The sequence below is a fragment of the Curtobacterium sp. 320 genome, assembly GCF_031455235.1.
In the GTDB taxonomy this organism is placed as follows: domain Bacteria; phylum Actinomycetota; class Actinomycetes; order Actinomycetales; family Microbacteriaceae; genus Curtobacterium.
The window spans coordinates 85,065-102,654 of record NZ_JAVDSI010000008.1; the positions used below are offsets into that span (position 1 = coordinate 85,065).

Consider the following 17,590-nt stretch of genomic DNA (forward strand, 5'->3'; position numbering starts at 1 on the left):
ATGAGGGCAGTTGTGTACGAGGGGCCGCGCAGCGTCGCGGTGCGAGACGTCCCGGATGCGCGCATCGAGCGCTCCACCGACGTGCTCGTACGGATCACGACGACGAACATCTGCGGGTCGGACCTCCACATGTTCGAGGGCCGCACCAGCTTCGAGACCGGACGGTGGTTCGGTCACGAGAACATGGGTGAGGTGATCGAAGCCGGCGACGGCGTGGACAAGATACGGGTCGGTGACCACGTGGTCCTCCCCTTCAACGTGGCGTGCGGTCACTGCAAGAACTGCGAGCGCGGGTTGACGAACTACTGCCTCACCGCGCAACCCGTGCCGGAGTGGGCGGGAGCGGCGTACGGGTTCGCGGACATGGGACCGTGGGCGGGCGGACAGGCCGAGCTCCTTCGCGTCCCCTGGGCCGACTTCAACTGCCTCCGCCTGGGCGAGGACGCGGAGGAGAAGTCCGCCGACTACGTCATGCTCGCCGACATCTTCCCGACCGGTTACCACGCGACCGAGATGGCTGGGGTGGGGCCGGGGGACCAGACGGTCATCTACGGTGCCGGACCGGTCGGCTTGATGGCTGCTCTGTCCGCCACCATCCGCGGTGCGAGCAAGGTCATGGTGGTGGATCGGCATCCGGACCGCCTCCGCCTGGCTGAGTCGATCGGTGCGATCCCCATCGATGACTCGAAGGTCGATCCGGTGGAAGCCGTGCTGGAGCAGACGATGGGGCTCGGAGCGGACAACGGCTGCGAGTGTGTCGGGTACCAAGCGCACGACCCCGTCGGCGACGAGCAACCGAACCTCACGCTCAATCGACTGGTCCAGTCGGTGCGGTTCACCGGACGGATCGGCACCGTCGGCGTCTTCGTGCCGCAGGACCCGGGCGGACCCGACGAACTGGCGAAGCACGGGCGCATCGCGTTCGACATGGGACTGCACTGGTTCAAGGGCCAGACGATGGGGACCGGGCAGGCGCCCGTGAAGAAGTACAACCGTCAGCTCCGCGATCTCATCGCTGCTGGCAAGGCGAAGCCGTCGTTCATCGTGAGCCACGAGCTGCCGCTCGCTCAGGCGCCGGATGCCTACGAGCACTTCGACAACCGCGATGCCGGGTGGACGAAGGTCGTCCTCAAGCCCGGCGAGGCGGCGTGACCATGGCGGGTCGAACGGCCGCGGTCGTCGGTGTCGGCGTCGCGGGCATCGCGGCGGGCCTCGTCGCCCGGTCGCTCGTGAAGCGGGAACGGGAGTCGGACGGGGACGGAACACACCCGCAGGGGTGGAAGGCGGTCACCGTCCTGGGCTCGGCCGAGCGTTTCGAGAGCGGTGGCTACCCCGAGCCGTTGCAGCGCCTTGCTGGGCTGCTGGAGATCCGGATCGAGCCTGCGTCCGGAGGCAAGGGGTTCGAAGTGCACGCTCGCTTCCGTGACGGCGGCGAGGTCCCGGTGGACGGCGACCCGAACATGCTGTTGCGGGAGGCTCTGCGCGATGCCAAGCAGGTCTTCGAGACGGGCGAGGTGCTGCGTGCGACCCCACGGCCGCACGGACGTCGTCCGAGCACCCTGCTGGGGCGCGCGGTCGACACCGCGGAAGACGAGGCCAGGGGTGGGGGTGTGCTGTGAAGGCGCTGTGCTGGACCGGAGTGAACGAGCTCGCGGTGGAGGACGTGCAAGACCCTCAGATCCTCAACGCGCAGGACATCATCGTGAAGGTGACGCTGAGCACGACCTGCGGATCCGACCTCCACCTCCTCGGCGGATACGTCCCGACCATGCGGGCAGGCGACGTACTGGGGCACGAATTCCTCGGCGAGGTCGTCGAGATCGGGTCGGCGGTCAGGAAGCACGACGTCGGCGAACGTGTCGTGGTCTGCTCGTTCATCAGCTGCGGCAACTGCTGGTACTGCCGCCATGAGCTGTACTCGCTCTGCGACAACGGCAACCCCAACGCGGGCATACCCGAGATGCTCTGGGGCCAGGCACCCGGAGGCTGCTACGGGTACTCGCATGCACTGGGCGGGTGGGCGGGGAGTCATGCCGAGTACATCCGCGTGCCCTTCGCCGACCAGGGCGCGTTCACCGTGCCTGAAGGGGTGAGCGACGAGCGGGCGCTCTTCGCCTCTGATGCCGCTCCGACAGGATGGATGGGAGCGGAGCTCGGCGGCGTCCGTCCAGGAGACACAGTCGGGGTGTGGGGCGCGGGAGGCGTCGGACAGATGGCGGCACGCGCCTCGCTGCTGCTCGGCGCCGAACGCGTCATCGTGATCGACCGCTTCCCGGAGCGACTGGCGCAGGTGGAGCAGGTCATCGGCGCGGAGACCATGAACTACGAGACGAGCGAGGTGACAGCCGAACTCCGTGAGCTCACGGGCGGCCGCGGTCCCGACGTGTGCATCGAGGCGGTCGGGATGGAGGCACACCGCGACGGACCAGACTTCGCGTACGACCAGCTGAAGCAGCAACTGCGACTGCAGACCGACCGGCCCACAGCCGTGCGAGAGGCGATCTTCGCCGCACGCAAGGGCGGCAGCGTCTTCGTCCTGGGCGTGTTCGGGGGCTTCGTCGACAAGTTCCCCCTCGGGGCGGTGATGAACAAGGGCCTCACGCTCCGCTCCGCACAACAGCACGGGCACCGGTACATCCCCATGCTCCTCGAGCGGATGGCCCACGACGAGATCCTCACCGAGCACCTCGCCACCCACGTCATGCCCCTCGAGGAAGGGCCGGGCGGCTACGCCATGTTCAAGGACAAGACGGACGGGTGTGTCAGGGCCGTGTTCCGTCCCTGACCGGCCGCGAGCCGCTCGAGGTTCCTCGCGCGTGGGCCAGACTGTCCGGTCCTAGGCTGGGGCTGTGTCGAAGGTGCTGATCACCGGGATGTCGGGAACCGGGAAGTCGTCCGCGCTGGTGGAGCTCGCGAAGTACGGCTACCGGGCCGTGGACACCGACGACCCGGGATGGCGTGAGTACCGCCCCTTGCCTGACCCACCCGACGAAGCGCACCAGGGCGAGTGGATGTGGGTCGAGGCGAAGATCTCCGGGCTCCTCGACGCGGCGGAAGACCGGTCGCTGTTCGTCCAGGGATGCGTGCGGAACCAGTCCGAGTTCTACGAGCGGTTCGATGCGATCGTGCTCTTGACTGCTCCGCTGGACGTGATGCTCGATCGGGTCACGCGCCGCACGACGAACCCCTACGGGAAGACCGCTCTCGAGCGTCGGATGATCGAGGCGGATCTCGTCGAAGTGCAGCCGCTGCTCCGCGCCGGATGCACGCACGAGCTCAACGCTGCTCGACCGCTGTCCGAGGTGGTGTCCGACTTGATCACCATCGTTTCATCCGCGGAGGGCGGCGTCCGCCGCGCGTTTCCGTGAGTCCGGGCCGCCATACTCGTGACATGACCCGTGCTCTCGTCCTCGTCGACATCCAGCTCGACTACTTCCCCGGTGGTGCGTTCCCACTCGTCGAGCCCGTTGCCGCGGCGACCGCTGCCCGAACCGTCCTCGACGCGTTCCGCAGGTCGGGCGAGCTCGTCATCCACGTCTTCCACGTCAGCACGGACCCCTCGGCCACCTTCTTCCGGCCCGGGACGCCGGGGCTGGAGTTCCACTCGTCCGTCCGACCCACCGCCGGCGAGGTCGTGCTCGAGAAGCACCATCCGAACAGTTTCACCGAGACCGGACTGCAGGGCATGCTGGACGATGCAGGGGTCACCGAGCTGGTGATCGTCGGGATGATGAGCAGCATGTGCATCGACTCGACCACGCGGGCCGCGCACGAGCTCGGCTACACGTGCACCGTCGTGTCCGACGCCTGTGCCGCTCCCGACCTGCGGCACGGGGACACCGTCGTTGTCGGTGCGGTCGTGCACGCCGCGTTCATGGCCGCCCTCGACGGCAGCTTCGCGACGGTGACCGACAGTGCCGTGATCGTCTGAGGGCGCTGGACGACGCGTGCCGATGATGCATGCGAGCAGGGTGGTCGCGAGGTCGTTCCTGGCGATGTCCGACGGGAGCCTGTCCGCGGCGTAGTGGGAGCCAGTCGGGCGCCCCAGCCCGGCCGTTGCTCGCGCCGCTGATGACCGTCCTCCGCCGGGACCCCACTCGGCCGGCATCGGTGACCGCCCGGACGAGCCCGTTCCGGCGTGCCCGGTCCGTCCGTGGCCGCGCCCCCTTGACGCAGTCGCTCCGGCCTGCTTTGCTCTTTCAACAGGTGCAAACAAGTTGCATCAGGTGAAATGACCCTCAACGGAGAGTGAGTCGCACATGGGTTTGGCCGTCTGGGCGTTGATCGCCTACATCGGCACGATCGTGGTCTGGAGCGTCGCGCTCCGCCGTGGGATCGGCGAGGGCATGGTCGTCGGTTTCCTCGTCGTCTGCGCGTTCGGCGGGACGCGGTTCCTCGAGCTGCTCGTGGTCGGGCTGCAGGACGCCTTCAACGAGGAGATCGTGTTCGCCGCGTTGGCCTTCACGTTCATCGGGTTCCTGCTGGCGTCGACCGGCGTGATCGACCGGCAGGTGGAGATCCTCAACTCGATGCTCGGCCGGCTCCCCGGCGGCGCCGGGTACGTCGCGACCGTCGGCTCGGCGCTGTTCGGATCGGTGGCGCACTCCGGATCCGCGAACGCGGCGACCCTCGGCACCGTCACCATCCCGTGGATGAAGCGCTCGCAGTGGCCCGCACCGGTCGCTGCCACCGTCGTGGCGGGGAACGCCGGCAACGGCACGGTGATCCCGCCGAGCGCCTCGTTCTTCATCCTCATCGGCACCGCGACCGTCGCGCCGCTCGTCACGGTCGGCGAACTCCTGCCCGCGATGTTCGTCGCTGCCGCATGGTGCGTGCTGTGGCGCCTCATCGTGATCGCGTACTTCGTCCGTCGGCACCGCATCCAGCGTGTCCCGGCTGCGGACATCCGCCCCTTCCGTCAGTCCTTCCGACACGGGTGGACGTCGCTGCTCGTGTTCCTCGGCATCCTCGTCCCGGTCTTCGTGACCCTCGGTCCGAGCGGTGCGTTCGTGACCGGTGCCCTCGGCGAGGAGGCGGCGGACACGATCAGCATCGTCGTCTGGATCCCCGTGCTCCTCGGGCTGCTGGCCCTGCTCCTCGGTCGGAAGAAGCTGCCGAAGGGTGCCCGCGGCTGGTACGACTTCGTTGCGAAGACCGCCCCGCGCTACCGCGACATCGGGGCGACGCTCGTCTTCGCCTTCGCCGGTGGAGCGGTGCTGACCGAACTCGGACTCGCGGACCAGCTCGCCGCCGTGCTCAACGGGCTGGACGCGTCCCCGGTGGTGATGAGCGTCATCGTCGCCGTCATGGTCGTGCTGGTCGCCGGGCCGCTCAGCTCGACCGCGACCATCGCCACGATCGGCGGGATCGGCTTCAGCGTCCTCGTCGTCGCCGGGGTCGACCCCGTGCTCGCCGCGTGCGTCGTGCTGGTGGCCGCATCGACCGAAGGTGCCTCACCGCCCGGGGCCTCGGCCATCTACATCGCGACCGGGATCGCGGGGGTGAACCCGGTGAAGACCTTCGTCCCGCTGGTCGTCCTGTACGTGATCCCGATCCTGCTCATCGCCGCGCTCATCGGGCCGGGCTGGCTGCCCGTCCCGCACTGAGCCCGGCCCCACCGATCGGAAGGACTGCACCTTGGCAGACTCCACGGGACCCGCGATGGGTCCGACCCGGCAGCGAATCGCCGCCGGCATGACGACGGTGTTCGTCGTCCTGCTCGTCTCGATGCTCGCGCTCGGCACCGTCATGGTGCTGCTGCAGCTCGTGGGCGTCCTGGTCCTGAACGCCGCGCTCGTCTCCGGCGTCGTCTCCGTCCTCGCTCCGTGGACGTTCGGTGTCGGCGGCGCCCTCGGGATCTGGACCCTGCTCCTCGCCTACGCACACGGATGGAAGTCGAACGAATGACCGAGCACACCCACCAGCCCGTGACCCCGGACGTCGTCCAGCGACTCGGCGCACTCCCGGTCGCGAACATCGGCGACGCCATGCAGCGCCTCGGGGTCGTCGAGGCCGAGATCGGAGCCGTCTGGCGCGGAGCGCGGACCGCCGGCACCGCCCGGACCGTCGAGGTCGCGGGTGGCGACAACGCCGGCGTCCACGAAGCGATCGACACCCTCCGTCCCGGTGACGTGCTCGTGGTGAACGGCCACGGTGTCCGCGACCGAGCCCTGGTCGGCGAGCTCATCGCCGAGCGTCTCCGCGCACGGGGCTGCGTCGGACTCGTCATCGACGGCGCCGTCCGTGACGTCGGCGACCTCGAGGAACTCGGCTTCCCGGTGTTCGCCCGCGCTGTCACACCAGCCGGTCCCTACCGGAACGGACCCTTCCGCGTCGGGGTCCCGGTGGCGATCGGCGGTGTCGTCGTCCACCCCGGGGACGTCATCGTCGCCGACGGGGACGGAGTCGCGGTGGTGCCGGCAGCCGAAGCGGCCGCGGTGCTGGACCGCGCGGAGGCCAAGCACGCCGACGAGACCCGGATCCGGAACGAGATCGTCGCCTCGGCGAGGTCCGTGTGACGGTCCAGCAGGGCGGTCCGCCACAATGGCGTCATGGCAACCGACGGGCACACCACCCAGCCGACGGTCCGCAGCGTCGAACGCGCGCTCGACGTGCTCGAACTGCTGGAACGGAGCGACCGTCCGCTGCGTCTGGTCGACCTGAGCCGAGGCACCGGCTTGCACGCCGCGACCGCCCTGCGGATCGTCGGGGTGCTGCAGCGCCGCGGCCTCGTGCAGCAGGAGGGCGGGGAGTACCGGCTCGGAGCGGGGGCGCTCGGTCTGGCGCACGGCTACCTCATCGGGGACCCACTGACGACCCGCGCACGCGCAGTGCTCCAGCAGCTCGCCGACTCGACACACCTGACCACGTCGCTCTACGTCCGGACCGGCCAGGAGCGCATCCTGACCGCGCGGGTGGACGGTCGGGATCCCCTCCGCTACCAGTTGCCGGTCGGTCGACGGCTGCCGCTGGTGGTCGGCGCCGGCAAGACGATCCTCGCGTTCACCTCGCCGGCGGAACGGGACGACATCCTCGCGCACCACGGCGACACGACGGACGGGAACGGACGCACGGTGAGCGCGGAGGAGCTGCGCTCGTCGCTCGACGAGATCCACCGGAACGGCTTCCACGTCTCCATCGCCGAGCGTGACGTCGCCGTCGCCGCGGTCAGCGCGCCGGTCTTCGACCAGCACGGAGCCGTGATCGGATCCGTGTCGGCGTCCGGACCGGCAGAACACAACGACAGAGCGGGACTGGAGGCACTGGTCCCTGAGATCCGTCGGGCCGCGCAGGCGGTCGGTCGGTAGGACGCGAGCCACGGCTCGCAGGAGAGGAACACCATGCGAGTCGGGTTCATCGGCCTCGGCGAGGCCGGAGCCATCTACGCGGCTGCTGTCGTCGCCGCCGGCCACCGCGTCCGCGGTTTCGATCCCGCTCCGACGCCGGCACCGAGCGGCGTCGAGCGGCTCGCTTCGGTCGAGGAGGTCGTCGCCGCGAGCGAGGTGACGATCGTCCTGACCGGAGCCGCACTCAGCCGGTCGATCGCGGAGACCGCTGCGGGGGCGATCAGCCCCGGCGCGGTCTACGCGGACTTCACGACCGCCTCGCCGGAGGACATGGTCGCCGCGGAGGACGGCATCGTCGCAGCCGGAGGTCGCTTCGCGGACGTCGCGATCCTCGGACCGGTGCCGCTCAAGGGTGCCGCGACGGAGACGATCGTGTCGGGCGGTGCCGCGGACGTCGTCGGGGAGCTGCTCACCTCCCTGGGCTCCGAGGTCGAGTACGTCGACGGTCCGGCCGGCACCGCGACCTCCCGGAAGCTGCTCCGGAGCGTGCTCATGAAGAGCCTGGCGACCGTCGTCGTCGAGGCGCTCGAGGCCGGACGCGCCGCGGGGTGCGAGGAGTGGGTGCACGCCCAGATCGCGGCGCAGCTCTCCGGGGACGCGGACGCGAAGATCGAGCGGTACGAGTCGGGCAGCAGGAAGCACGCCGTGCGACGGGCGCACGAGATGCAGTCCGTGTCGGAGTACCTGGAGCGCCTCGGCGTCCGCCCCGAGATGTCCTCCGCCGCTCGCCGCGTGCTCGAGCGACTCGCCGCCGAGTAGCGGTCGCGGTGCACCCGTCGGTGCGCGAGCACTCAGCGCGACGCTGCCTCCGGCACCGTTCCACCCCACCCGTTGAACCCGCCGAACACGACCCTCACCGGGACGGCCTGCGCCCGGTCGGTCACGTACCGGTACACGCCTCCCGGACGGCCGAGCCACAGGACACGCGACGGCGTCGTGGTCGTCGCCGTCGTCCGGAGCTCGACCACGTACTGCCCGGAGGGGATCTGGAACTGGGCCGTCTGCTCGTCGTCGAGCAGCGTCGAGAACCGGGTCGAGAACGACGCCCCGCTCGTCGCCTCCGTCACCACGACGCTCGCGCCACTGAGCTGCGGCGACGGGGTGCGGGACGCCGTGTTGGCGAAGACGGCCAGGTCGTAGTCGCTGTGCGCGTAGTGCTGCGACAGCGTCACCTGCGATGCCGGGAGCGTCCCCCGCTGCTGGTACACCCGCGTCTTCCACACGGCGGGCGACGCCGTGCCGCTGGCGTACGCCTCGATGCGGTACTGACCGGTGCTCAACCCGAGGAACCAGTACCGCCCCGCGCTGTCCGAGGTCGTCCGGAACACCTGCGAGGTGTCCTCGTTCCACGCGTACATCAGCCGTCCGGCAGCGGGACCCGAGGGGCCGACCACCCCACCCTGCACGGTGGCACCACGGACGAGCGGCACGGTCACCGCGACCGTCGTGCCACCGCGGACCGCGATGTCCGAACGGAGTCCGGGGGCGTAGGTCTCCGTCCCGCGCGGCGGGAGTTGCCGTGTGGTGACCGTCACGGTGTCCGGGGCGGGGATGCCGGCGAACGTCGCGGTGCCGTCGACGTCGGTGGTGGCGGTCCCGACCACGGCGTCGAAGCCGATCGCGGCGAGTTCGACGTCCGCCAACCGGATCGGGGTGCCGTCCGGCGTCGCGAGCTGCACGGCGATGGTGCCCGACCCGGCCGCGTTCGCCGGCGGCGCCACACCGATCATTGCGGCCGCTGCCAGCGCCACGATGAGTGTCGTCCCGATGATCTGTCGCATCGCGTTCCCCGATCGCCCGCCAGCCCGGTGTTGCGTGGGACGGTACACGCACGGGAGGCGCGGGGCGGGTCCGACCCGCACCGCGCCTCCCGTGCTTCCCGCGCGCTCCGTCCGCGTCAGCGGACCGCGACCACCAGCGGCTGCGGGTCCACCGGGTCCGGCGGCACCGGCAGGGAGCCACGGACCTGGTTCTGCGCCTGGCACTGGCTCGTGCAGTTCGTCGCACCCTGTGAGAGCTCCACGGCGTCCTCGCCGAGCACCCCGCCCATGCGCCCGCCGGGCTGGACGATCCAGGTCGTCGTGGTCGCGGTCTGCGAGGTCTTCGTCGCGACCTGCGGGCTGTCCTTGCCGAGCAGCATCTGGTGCGCGCCGCTCCCGGAGGCCACCGCGGGGGTGCCGTCGCCGAAGTTGATCTTCCCCGTGTACGGGTTGGTGAAGTAGAAGAGCCCGGCGCCGAGCGTGTGCGTGAACGTCACCGGCTGGGCGAACTCGGTCTCCATCTGGAAGATGCCGCCTTGCGCGCCGTCCTTCGCCTGGACCTTGAGCTTGCCGGCACCGGTGGCGAAGATCGCGACGAGGGTGTCGTCCTTGACCTCGAGCGAGGACAGCTTCGTGCTGGCGAGCTGCGCGGCGGTCAGCGAGGGGACCTTCGACGCGAACACGACGGTGGGCTTCGTCACCATCCGCTGGGTGTCGGGCGCGCCGGTGAGCGTGTAGTCGTACACGCCGAGGTCGGCGATGCGGATGTCGAACCCGTTGTGCTTGCCGCGGACCGCGATGGTGCCCGAGACGGCGACGTCCTTGAGCTTGACGTCCTTCCCGACCGCGGGGTTGGTGGTGGTGCCGTTGACGGTGACGGCGTAGTCGCCGCCGGTCGAGGTCTTGCCGGATGCGTTCGCGGGGGCCACCCCGGCGAGTGCGACCGCTGCGACGACGCCGGCCGTGACCGCGGCGACGATGCCGATGCGCCGTCCGTGGCGCTGGTGCGTGCTGGACATGGTGTGCCTCCTGGTGTGCTGGGGTGCGTACCCCTCGACACCGATCGTCGCCGCCCGACCGGGACCGCACCATCGGACCTTGGTACTAGTACCCGTGGTCCCTGCCCCAGAGCGCCGCGCTCGTGCGGTCGGCCACCCCGATGCGCCGGAAGAGGCTGCCGGCGTGGACCTTCACGGTGCGTTCGGCGATCCCGAGTTCGGTGGCGATCTGCCGGTTCGACAGACCCCGGGCGATCCGGACGAGGACGTCGCGTTCGCGTGGCGGCAGTCGGACGTCGGTGCTCGTGTCCGCCGTGCCCCCGGGGAGCAGGGCCCGGGCGACGCGGGGGTCGATCGGTGTCTCGTCGCGGGCTGCTGCGCGGACGGCGCGGACGACCTCGTCCGGGGCGGCGTCCTTGAGCAGGTACCCGGTCGCCCCGGCCGCGAGGGCAGCGCGGACCCGCCCGTCGTCGGCGAACGTGGTGAGGACGAGCACCCGGACGTCGGGCATCGCCGACCGCAGCGCCGCCGTGGCCGCGACCCCGCCGGCACCGGGCATCGACAGGTCCATCACGACGACGTCCGGGTGGAGCTCCCGCGCGAGCGCGACGCCCTCCTCACCCGTGGCGGCCTCGCCGACGACCTCGCAGTCGTCCGTCGCCGCGAGCACGGCGCCCAGCCCGCTCCGGACGAGGGCGTGGTCGTCGACGACGAGGACCCTCACCGCAGTGCCTCGGTGTCGACCGGTACGGTCAGCCGCCAGGTGGTGCCGGCGCCGGGCGCGGTGTCGAGTTCGAGGGAGCCGCCGGTGTCCTCGGCGATCTCGCGCAGGAGCGTGGTGCCGAGGTGCCCCGGCCGTCCCGGGTCCGTGGCACGCGTCGCATCGAACCCGACCCCGTCGTCCGTGACGGTGACGACGAGCCCACGGTCCACAGCCGCGTCGACGCTCGGGCCGGGCCCGGTGGTACCGACCTGCACGTCGACGACCGAGGCGTGCGCGTGCGTCACGACGTTGGCGACCGCCTCGCGGACGAACCGCACGACGGCGAGCAGGGCTGCCGGCGACGCGTCGACCGACTCCGGCACGTGGACGCTCGTGGTGAGTCCGGCGGCGCGGGCCCGGGCGCACACGTCGTCGAGCGCCGCACCGAGGCCGTCCCGTTCGGGCGCCGCGGGCCGGATCGCGGACATCGAGCCGCGGAGCGAGGACACCGCCCGACGGAGCGCGGCCGCGGCGTCCGTCGTGGCGGGGTCCGCCCCGAGCGACAGGGCGAGGCCCGCGACGTCCTGCACCGGGCCGTCGTGCAGGTCGGCCGCCATCCGTCGGCGTTCGGCGGCCTCGGCGTCGAGCGCACGACCGAGCAGGCGCTCCCGAGCGCGCTGCCCGGACCGGATCCGGAGGAGGAGCCAGAGCAGCAGGGGCACGAGCAGCGCGAGCACGACGGCGACCGTCCCGAACGCGAGCGCGGCGAACGCTCCGCGGAGGTCGGCGGCCCGGGCGACCACGTCGTCGTACCGCTCGTAGGCCTCGAACAGCAGGGCCTGGCCGGACGGGGTGTGGACCGCCTGGTACGCCTCGAGCAGGGGACCGTGCCCGCGCTCGTAGCGGTTCTCGGGCTCGGCGAGGTCGGACACCTCGGCGTCGGACCGGTCGGTGTCGAGCGCCTGGAGGTCCTCGTCGCCCAGCGGGAACCGTTCGCCGACGAGCCGCGGTTCGTCGGACCACAGGACCGTCCCGTCCGCCGCCCAGAGCTTCATCCGGACCGCGGAGCCCGCCCGCAGCTCGCCGGCGACCGCGTCGGCCAGTCGTGCGCGCGCTGCGACCCGTTCGGACTCGGGAGCGTCGGGATCGGCGATCGCGTCCACCAGGGCCGGTTCGACGACGACCCGCGCCAGTGCGGCGGTGTCCGACGTCGCGTCACGGACGGCGAAGCCCTCCGCGATGCGCTGCGAGACGAGCGTGCCCGCCGTGGCGACCGCCGCGCCCCCGACGAGGGCGGCGATGACGACACCGACGAGGACCCGGCCCCACGGCGTCCGTCCGCTGCGACGACGGGGATCGGCCGCGACGAGCAGCAGCGGGGTCCCCGCCGCTGGGGTGTCCGACGACCGTTGTCCACGCACACGGCCACCGTAACGGCGACGGGTCGCCCCCGGTGCGCACGGTGGACGGACAGACGGGAGGCGCGGTGCGGGTCCGACCCGCACCGCGCCCGGCGCGACGGTCGCGTCGCGACCCGCACCGCGCCTCCTGGACCGCCGGCGTCGCTCAGCCGAGCGCGGCCGTGTCCGGCGACCCCGTCGCGAGCGCGCTGCGCACCGACCCCCACGACGCGAGCCGCTCGCGGATGGCTTCGTCCTGCTCGACCTCGAGCGCCGTGGCGTGCGCCTGCTCGAGGACCTCGTCGATGACGATGCGCCGTCCGGTACGGGCGGACGCGATCGCGGCGTCCACCATCGTGAGGCTCATCACGTTGCCGTGCACCTCGCCGTCGGGGCGCTCGCCGGAGCGGACCGCACGGACGAAGGACGCGAGGGCGCCGGCGATCTCGTTGCCGACGCTCGGGGCCGCGTCCGGTGCGCCCGGCGTGCCGTCGAGGTCGCTCCACGGGTCGTGGTCGCCGTCCCACAGCGCCGTGCCCGCGGGTCCGGAGGCGCGCCAGTCGCCGTTCCACGAGGTCTCGGCACCCGGTGCGCACCACGAGCCGTCGTACACGTAGCGGACGTCGTCCTCGAACGTGAAGACCGCGGCGGCCGCGGCGTCGCCCCGGTACCAGGACCACGCCGGGTTCCACGACTCGCAGTACACCGACACCGGGTCCCGCTCGAGCACGTAGCGCGCGGAGTCGAACGCGTGGATCGCCATGTCGAGCAGGAGGACGTCGTCCATCTCCTCGCGGAAGCCGCCGAAGTGCGGGGCCTTGGCGAAGCGCGTGCTCAGCCCGCCGACGCCCCCGAGCCCACGGACGTGCTGCCGGAAGGCGACGAGGTGGTCGTTGTACCGCCGGGACTGCGACACCATGAACAGCTTGCCGGTGGCCTCGGCGGCGGCCGCGAGCGACAGCGCCTCGGCGACCGTCTGCGCCGCGGGCTTCTCGCCCAGGACGGGGAGTCCGGCGCGGAGGGCCTCGAGCGTGACGGGGTGGTGCGCGACCGGGACGGTGATGTCGAGGACGGCCCCGGCACCGGTCTCGGTGGCGAGGGCGGTGAGGTCGGTGCCGACGGGGATCGTCGGGTCGCCGGCGACCGCTGCTCCGGCCCGGGCGGCGTCGAGGTCGAGGTCGACGATGCCGACCAGCTCGACGTCCGGGTCGGCCGCGACGGTGGCGAGCCAGGCGCGGCCCATGCCGCCGGCGCCGACCTGCACGACGCGGAGGGTCATGCCTGTGCCCCTTCGTGCTCCTCGACCGGTGCGTCGTCGAACGGGCCGCGGTAGTGCTGGCCGTCGAAGTACTCGCCGAGGTCGTACCGGCGCAGTGTCGGGATCTCCCGCTCACGCTCCGGCCGCGCCCACTCGGTGGCGTTCGCGATCACGCGTCGGACGTCCTTGTGGTGGTACACGGGGAAGTCCTGGTCGCCGGGGGAGAAGTAGAAGATCTTCCCGAGACCGCGGCGGTAGGTCATGCCGCTCCGGAACACCTCGCCGCCGGTGAAGCCCGAGATGAACACGAGCTCGTCGGGGGTCGGGACGTCGAAGTACTCGCCGTACATCTCCTGCTCGGGGATGACGATCGGGTTCGGGACGCCGCGCGTGATGGGGTGCTGCGGGTTCACGGTCCAGACGAGCTCCTGGTCGTGCTCGCTGCGCCACCGGAGCGTGCAGGTCGTGCCCATCAGCTTCCCGAAGATCTTCGACCAGTGGCCGGAGTGCAGCACGACGAGGCCCATGCCGGACAGGACGTGCTTGTGCAGGCGGTCGACGACGGCGTCGTCCACGTCCTGGTGCGCGGCGTGGCCCCACCAGGTGAGGACGTCGGTCTGGGCGAGGACCTCGTCGGTGAGGCCGTGCTCGGGCTCCTGCATCGTGGCGGTGCGGACGACGGCGTCCGGGAGGTTCTCGCGGATGCCGTCGGCGATGGCGCCGTGCATGCCGTCGGGGTACCGCTCGGCGACGTGCTGCTCGACCTGCTCGTGGACGTTCTCGCCCCAGACGGTGATGCGCAGCGGGGTGGTGGTCATGGTGTGCCTTTCTGGCTGGGGTTCGTGGTCGTCACCGGCAGCCCGGCGTGGGCTGCCGTCACTTGACGGCGCCGCCGAGAGCGCCGGCGGAGATGTACCGCTGGGCGACGATGAGCAGCACGGCCGCCGGCAGCGACGCGAGGACCGACGTCGCCATGACGGGCCCCCAGTCGGTGACGTTCGAACCGATGTAGTTGTAGATGCCGAGCGTGATCGGCCGGACCGCGGTCGTCGACGTCAGGGTGAGCGCGATGAGGAAGTCACCCCAGGCGCCGAGGAACGTGAAGAGCGCCGCCGTGACGATGGCGTTCCGGCTGATGGGCAGGACGATCGAGATGAACGCCCGGAAGTCGTTCGCGCCGTCGACGAGCGCGGCCTCGACCAGGCTCGGCGGGATCGACTCCATGAACGCACGCATGAGCAGCACGGCGAACGGCACCTGGACGGCGCTGTCGGCCAGGATCAGCCCGATGTAGCTGTTCAGCAGCCCGACGTTGTTGAACAGCGTGTAGAGCGCGTTCGCGATGACGATCGCCGGGATCATCTGCGTGATGAGCAGCACGAGCAGGAACACCCGGGTGCCGCGCATCTTGAACCGAGCCAGCCCGTAGGCGGCCGGGGTCGCGATCGCCAGGGTCAGCACGACGGTGCCGAGGCCGATGATCATGCTCGACAGGAAGTTCTGCCCCTGCTGGGCGAACGCGGTCTCGTACCCGCGGAAGGTGGGGGAGAACGGGAACCAGGTCGCAGTGGCGGCCCCGGACGTGGCCTGCAGGCTCGTGTTCACCATCCAGTAGACGGGGAACACCATGATCGCGAGGAACACGCAGCCGAGGATCGTGAGCGGGATGCCCTTGACGCCGCGCTTCGGTCCGGGGACCCGTGCACTGCGCTTCGTGGTGATCGCCCGGGTGGCGGTGACGGTCTGGTTCGCGAGTCCGACGCTCATTCGTCGACCGCCTTCCTGGAGATCGCGATGTAGACCATCGCGAAGACGAACGAGACGACGATGAGCACGTTGCTCACGGCGGCTCCGATGCCGAACTGGAAGTTGATGAAGGACTGGTGGTAGGCGTTCGTGGCCAGGGTCTGCGTGGAGTTCGCCGGGCCGCCACCGGTGAGGCCGAGGATGATGTCCACGACCTTCAGCGTGTAGACGACCCCGAGCACGATCACGACGCTCACCACGCTCCGGATGCTCGGCCAGGTGATGTACCAGAACGCTTTGAAGCCCGTGGCGCCGTCGAGCGCGCCGGCCTCGTACAGCTCCGGCGGCACGGACTGCAGCCCGCTGTAGAGGATCGTCGTGTTGAAGGGGATGCCGAGCCAGACGTTCACGCCGATGACGGCGATGAGGGCGAGGCTCGGGCTGACCAGCCACGGCACCGGGGCGATGCCGACCACGCCGAGGAGCTGGTTGAGCGCGCCGCTGTCCTGGTCGAGGAGCCACTTCCAGACCGCGCTGGACGCGATCAGCGGGAGCAGCCACGGCAGGAGGAGCAGTCCGCGCAAGAACCCCGACAGCGGGAAGTGCCGCCGGAAGAACAGTGCGAGGGCGAGGCCGATCACGAACTGCAGGATGATCGAGCCGGCGGTGAACAGCGCGGTGTTCACGACGCTCGTCGCGAAGACCGAGCTCTCGAACACCTGGATGTAGTTGCCGAGCCCGACCCACGGGGCCTCGCCCGTGAAGAAGGTCTTGGTCGTGTAGTCCTGGAAGGACATGATGATGTTCTTCACGACCGGGTAGCCGAAGAACACGGCCACGAAGAGTGCGGCCGGGATGACGAAGAGCCATCGGGTGATCCCGATCCGCATGCGCGCGCGGCGCTGGCCGGGTCGTGGTGGTGGGACGGACGCCTGGGTCCGTGGTCGGCTCTGTGTCGTGGCGCTCATGCCGGAACCGCTCCTTCCGAGGGTGGGGAGGGAGCCGGCCGGGTGGCCGGCTCCCTCGTGCACTACTGGCTCTGGGACTGCGCCTGCTTGAGCGCTGCCTCGGGGTCGGCCTTGCCCGTCAGGGCGAGCTGGACGGCGGTGTAGATCTTCGTCGCGGCCTTGGGCCAGTCGGGTCCGAGCTCACCGGTGCGGGCACGGGCGGTCTTCACCGTCGTGACGAACGAGGCCACCTGCGGGTGGTCGGACGCCCATGCTGCGCCGGCCTCGAGGTTCGTCGGCACGTTGCCGCTCACCTCGGCGAGGGCCTTCTGCGTCTTCTGCGAGTGGAGGCAGCCGACGAACTTGGCGGCGAGCTGCATCTTGTCCTTGTCGCCGGTCTGCGGGACGGTGAACGCCTCGCCGCCGAGCGGTGCGACGGTCTCCGAGCCGGTGCGGGTCGGGATCGGGACGCTGTCGAACTCGAGGCCCTTCTTCGCGTTCAGGGCCGGCAGCTGCCACGGGCCGTTGATCATCATCGCGGCCTTGCCGGCGAGGAACTGGCTGTTCACGTCGGCCTGGGCCCAGTTGATCGAGCTCTTCGACATCGAGCCGTCGTTCTGCAGGTCCTCGACGAGCTGCAGGGCCTGCGCGGCCTCGGGCGTCGCGATGTCCTTCTCGTCACCGCCGTTCGACCAGAAGAACGGCAGGAACTGCCAGGTGCCCTCGTAGGTGTTGATGTTGCTCATCGCGAAGCCGTACGTGGACCCGGAGGTGAGCTTCTTCGCGGCGGCCTTCAGCTCGTCCCAGGTCTTGGGCGGCTGCACGCCGGCGTCCGCCAGCAGTTTCTTGTTGTAGTAGAGCGCGATGGAGTTCGTGTTCGACTGCAGGCCGTAGAGCTTGCCCTTGTAGGTGCTCGCCGCCTTCACGCCGGGGACGTCGCCCTCGGCGCTGAGGCCGTAGTCGCTGAGGTCGGAGAGTGCCCCGGAGGCCGCGATCTGCTGCACGTCGGGGTTGTCGAGCATGAGCACGTCGGGCAGGGTCCGCGAGGATGCCTGCTGCAGCACCTTCGAGATCAGACCGGCACCGGCGACGTGGTTGATCGTGACCGTCGCGTCGACGTCCTTCGCGCACTGCTTGTACACGGGGTTGTAGGTCGCGTCGTAGTAGTCCTCGATCGTCAGGGCCTTGCTCCCACCGGACGAGGCCGATCCGGAACCGGAGCACCCGGTGAGGACCAGGGGGATCGTGGCGAGCACGGCGACCGCGCCGACGAGGGCGCGGGTCCGGCGCGACGGGGAGGGGAATCTTTGCTTCATTGCAGAGCTCTTCTCTTGACGGATGCAGGGGGCAGGCGCGCAACCACGAATCCGCTGACGTCATCGTCGCTGTGTTCCTTGGGGCGAGAAGCTAACAGAAAAGCGCTTCACCTGTA

The 17,590-nt window shown here is 70.6% G+C and carries 19 protein-coding genes; 10 read left to right on the forward strand and 9 right to left on the reverse strand.

Annotated elements, in window-relative coordinates:
- The 10 genes from J2X60_RS12180 to J2X60_RS12225 all read left to right on the forward strand — a co-directional run bounded on the left by J2X60_RS12180 (position 1) and on the right by J2X60_RS12225 (position 8,105).
- Complete coding sequence (locus J2X60_RS12180; RefSeq protein ID WP_309778774.1) at positions 1–1,152, forward strand: glutathione-independent formaldehyde dehydrogenase; 1,152 nt, start codon at positions 1–3, stop codon at positions 1,150–1,152.
- Positions 1,153–1,154: 2 nt separating this feature from the next.
- Positions 1,155–1,619 carry a hypothetical protein gene (locus J2X60_RS12185; RefSeq protein ID WP_309778775.1) on the forward strand — a complete coding sequence of 155 codons (465 nt, stop codon included), beginning with the start codon at positions 1,155–1,157 and terminating at the stop codon, positions 1,617–1,619.
- 35 nt (positions 1,620–1,654) lie between these two features.
- Positions 1,655–2,785: a zinc-dependent alcohol dehydrogenase gene (locus tag J2X60_RS12190; RefSeq protein ID WP_309887788.1), complete on the forward strand. Its 1,131-nt coding sequence runs from the start codon at positions 1,655–1,657 to the stop codon at positions 2,783–2,785.
- 73 nt (positions 2,786–2,858) lie between these two features.
- Positions 2,859–3,368 (forward strand): AAA family ATPase, encoded by a 510-nt coding sequence (locus J2X60_RS12195; RefSeq protein ID WP_309780410.1) that lies wholly within the window; start codon positions 2,859–2,861, stop codon positions 3,366–3,368.
- Positions 3,369–3,391: 23 nt separating this feature from the next.
- Positions 3,392–3,931 (forward strand): cysteine hydrolase family protein, encoded by a 540-nt coding sequence (locus J2X60_RS12200; RefSeq protein ID WP_309887790.1) that lies wholly within the window; start codon positions 3,392–3,394, stop codon positions 3,929–3,931.
- Between the two features lie 328 nt (positions 3,932–4,259).
- Entirely contained in the window at positions 4,260–5,606 is a 1,347-nt protein-coding gene (locus J2X60_RS12205; RefSeq protein ID WP_309778778.1) for a TRAP transporter large permease subunit, read from the forward strand.
- Between the two features lie 31 nt (positions 5,607–5,637).
- Positions 5,638–5,907 (forward strand): hypothetical protein, encoded by a 270-nt coding sequence (locus J2X60_RS12210; protein WP_309778779.1) that lies wholly within the window; start codon positions 5,638–5,640, stop codon positions 5,905–5,907.
- Positions 5,904–6,518: a methyltransferase gene (locus J2X60_RS12215; RefSeq protein WP_309887792.1), complete on the forward strand. Its 615-nt coding sequence runs from the start codon at positions 5,904–5,906 to the stop codon at positions 6,516–6,518. The genes J2X60_RS12210 and J2X60_RS12215 overlap by 4 nt, the downstream gene beginning before the upstream one ends.
- Positions 6,519–6,551: 33 nt before the next feature.
- Positions 6,552–7,307, forward strand: coding sequence for an IclR family transcriptional regulator (locus tag J2X60_RS12220; protein WP_309887795.1), 756 nt, complete (start codon positions 6,552–6,554; stop codon positions 7,305–7,307).
- A 33-nt stretch (positions 7,308–7,340) separates the two neighbouring features.
- On the forward strand, positions 7,341–8,105 hold the full coding sequence (locus J2X60_RS12225) for a DUF1932 domain-containing protein (protein ID WP_309887797.1): 765 nt from the start codon (positions 7,341–7,343) through the stop codon (positions 8,103–8,105).
- Between the two features lie 32 nt (positions 8,106–8,137).
- Here the strand turns inward: J2X60_RS12225 and J2X60_RS12230 are convergent, their stop codons facing one another.
- From J2X60_RS12230 to J2X60_RS12270, 9 genes are all read right to left on the reverse strand, one after another.
- The gene (locus tag J2X60_RS12230; protein WP_309887799.1) at positions 8,138–9,127 is read right to left on the reverse strand and encodes a carboxypeptidase-like regulatory domain-containing protein; all 990 of its coding nucleotides are present in this window, start codon (positions 9,125–9,127) and stop codon (positions 8,138–8,140) included.
- 116 nt (positions 9,128–9,243) lie between these two features.
- Positions 9,244–10,125, reverse strand: coding sequence for a hypothetical protein (locus tag J2X60_RS12235; protein ID WP_309887801.1), 882 nt, complete (start codon positions 10,123–10,125; stop codon positions 9,244–9,246).
- Between the two features lie 85 nt (positions 10,126–10,210).
- On the reverse strand, positions 10,211–10,828 hold the full coding sequence (locus J2X60_RS12240; RefSeq protein WP_309887803.1) for a response regulator transcription factor: 618 nt from the start codon (positions 10,826–10,828) through the stop codon (positions 10,211–10,213).
- A complete protein-coding gene (locus tag J2X60_RS12245) occupies positions 10,825–12,228 on the reverse strand; it encodes an ATP-binding protein (RefSeq protein WP_309887805.1) in 1,404 nt (467 codons plus the stop codon). The genes J2X60_RS12240 and J2X60_RS12245 overlap by 4 nt, the downstream gene beginning before the upstream one ends.
- Before the next feature lie 145 nt (positions 12,229–12,373).
- Positions 12,374–13,486 carry a Gfo/Idh/MocA family oxidoreductase gene (locus J2X60_RS12250; RefSeq protein ID WP_309887807.1) on the reverse strand — a complete coding sequence of 371 codons (1,113 nt, stop codon included), beginning with the start codon at positions 13,484–13,486 and terminating at the stop codon, positions 12,374–12,376.
- A complete protein-coding gene (locus J2X60_RS12255; protein WP_309887809.1) occupies positions 13,483–14,283 on the reverse strand; it encodes a ThuA domain-containing protein in 801 nt (266 codons plus the stop codon). The genes J2X60_RS12250 and J2X60_RS12255 overlap by 4 nt, the downstream gene beginning before the upstream one ends.
- Positions 14,284–14,341: 58 nt before the next feature.
- Positions 14,342–15,232: a carbohydrate ABC transporter permease gene (locus J2X60_RS12260; RefSeq protein ID WP_229086959.1), complete on the reverse strand. Its 891-nt coding sequence runs from the start codon at positions 15,230–15,232 to the stop codon at positions 14,342–14,344.
- Positions 15,229–16,179: a carbohydrate ABC transporter permease gene (locus tag J2X60_RS12265; protein ID WP_396127794.1), complete on the reverse strand. Its 951-nt coding sequence runs from the start codon at positions 16,177–16,179 to the stop codon at positions 15,229–15,231. Before J2X60_RS12265 ends, J2X60_RS12260 begins: the two co-directional genes overlap by 4 nt.
- 62 nt (positions 16,180–16,241) lie before the next feature.
- Positions 16,242–17,474: a sugar ABC transporter substrate-binding protein gene (locus J2X60_RS12270; protein WP_309887811.1), complete on the reverse strand. Its 1,233-nt coding sequence runs from the start codon at positions 17,472–17,474 to the stop codon at positions 16,242–16,244.
- Positions 17,475–17,590: the final 116 nt, after the last annotated feature.

Bases quoted from the DNA above. Each gene is read 5' to 3' on its own strand.
- J2X60_RS12180 (WP_309778774.1), top strand. From the start codon at position 1: ATGAGGGCAGTTGTGTACGAGGGGCCGCGCAGCGTCGCGGTGCGAGAC.
- J2X60_RS12185 (WP_309778775.1), top strand. From the start codon at position 1,155: ATGGCGGGTCGAACGGCCGCGGTCGTCGGTGTCGGCGTCGCGGGCATC.
- J2X60_RS12200 (WP_309887790.1), top strand. From the start codon at position 3,392: ATGACCCGTGCTCTCGTCCTCGTCGACATCCAGCTCGACTACTTCCCC.
- J2X60_RS12205 (WP_309778778.1), top strand. From the start codon at position 4,260: ATGGGTTTGGCCGTCTGGGCGTTGATCGCCTACATCGGCACGATCGTG.
- J2X60_RS12215 (WP_309887792.1), top strand. From the start codon at position 5,904: ATGACCGAGCACACCCACCAGCCCGTGACCCCGGACGTCGTCCAGCGA.
- J2X60_RS12220 (WP_309887795.1), top strand. From the start codon at position 6,552: ATGGCAACCGACGGGCACACCACCCAGCCGACGGTCCGCAGCGTCGAA.
- J2X60_RS12225 (WP_309887797.1), top strand. From the start codon at position 7,341: ATGCGAGTCGGGTTCATCGGCCTCGGCGAGGCCGGAGCCATCTACGCG.
- J2X60_RS12230 (WP_309887799.1), bottom strand. From the start codon at position 9,127: ATGCGACAGATCATCGGGACGACACTCATCGTGGCGCTGGCAGCGGCC.
- J2X60_RS12235 (WP_309887801.1), bottom strand. From the start codon at position 10,125: ATGTCCAGCACGCACCAGCGCCACGGACGGCGCATCGGCATCGTCGCC.
- J2X60_RS12250 (WP_309887807.1), bottom strand. From the start codon at position 13,486: ATGACCCTCCGCGTCGTGCAGGTCGGCGCCGGCGGCATGGGCCGCGCC.
- J2X60_RS12255 (WP_309887809.1), bottom strand. From the start codon at position 14,283: ATGACCACCACCCCGCTGCGCATCACCGTCTGGGGCGAGAACGTCCAC.
- J2X60_RS12260 (WP_229086959.1), bottom strand. From the start codon at position 15,232: ATGAGCGTCGGACTCGCGAACCAGACCGTCACCGCCACCCGGGCGATC.
- J2X60_RS12265 (WP_396127794.1), bottom strand. From the start codon at position 16,179: ATGAGCGCCACGACACAGAGCCGACCACGGACCCAGGCGTCCGTCCCA.
- J2X60_RS12270 (WP_309887811.1), bottom strand. From the start codon at position 17,474: ATGAAGCAAAGATTCCCCTCCCCGTCGCGCCGGACCCGCGCCCTCGTC.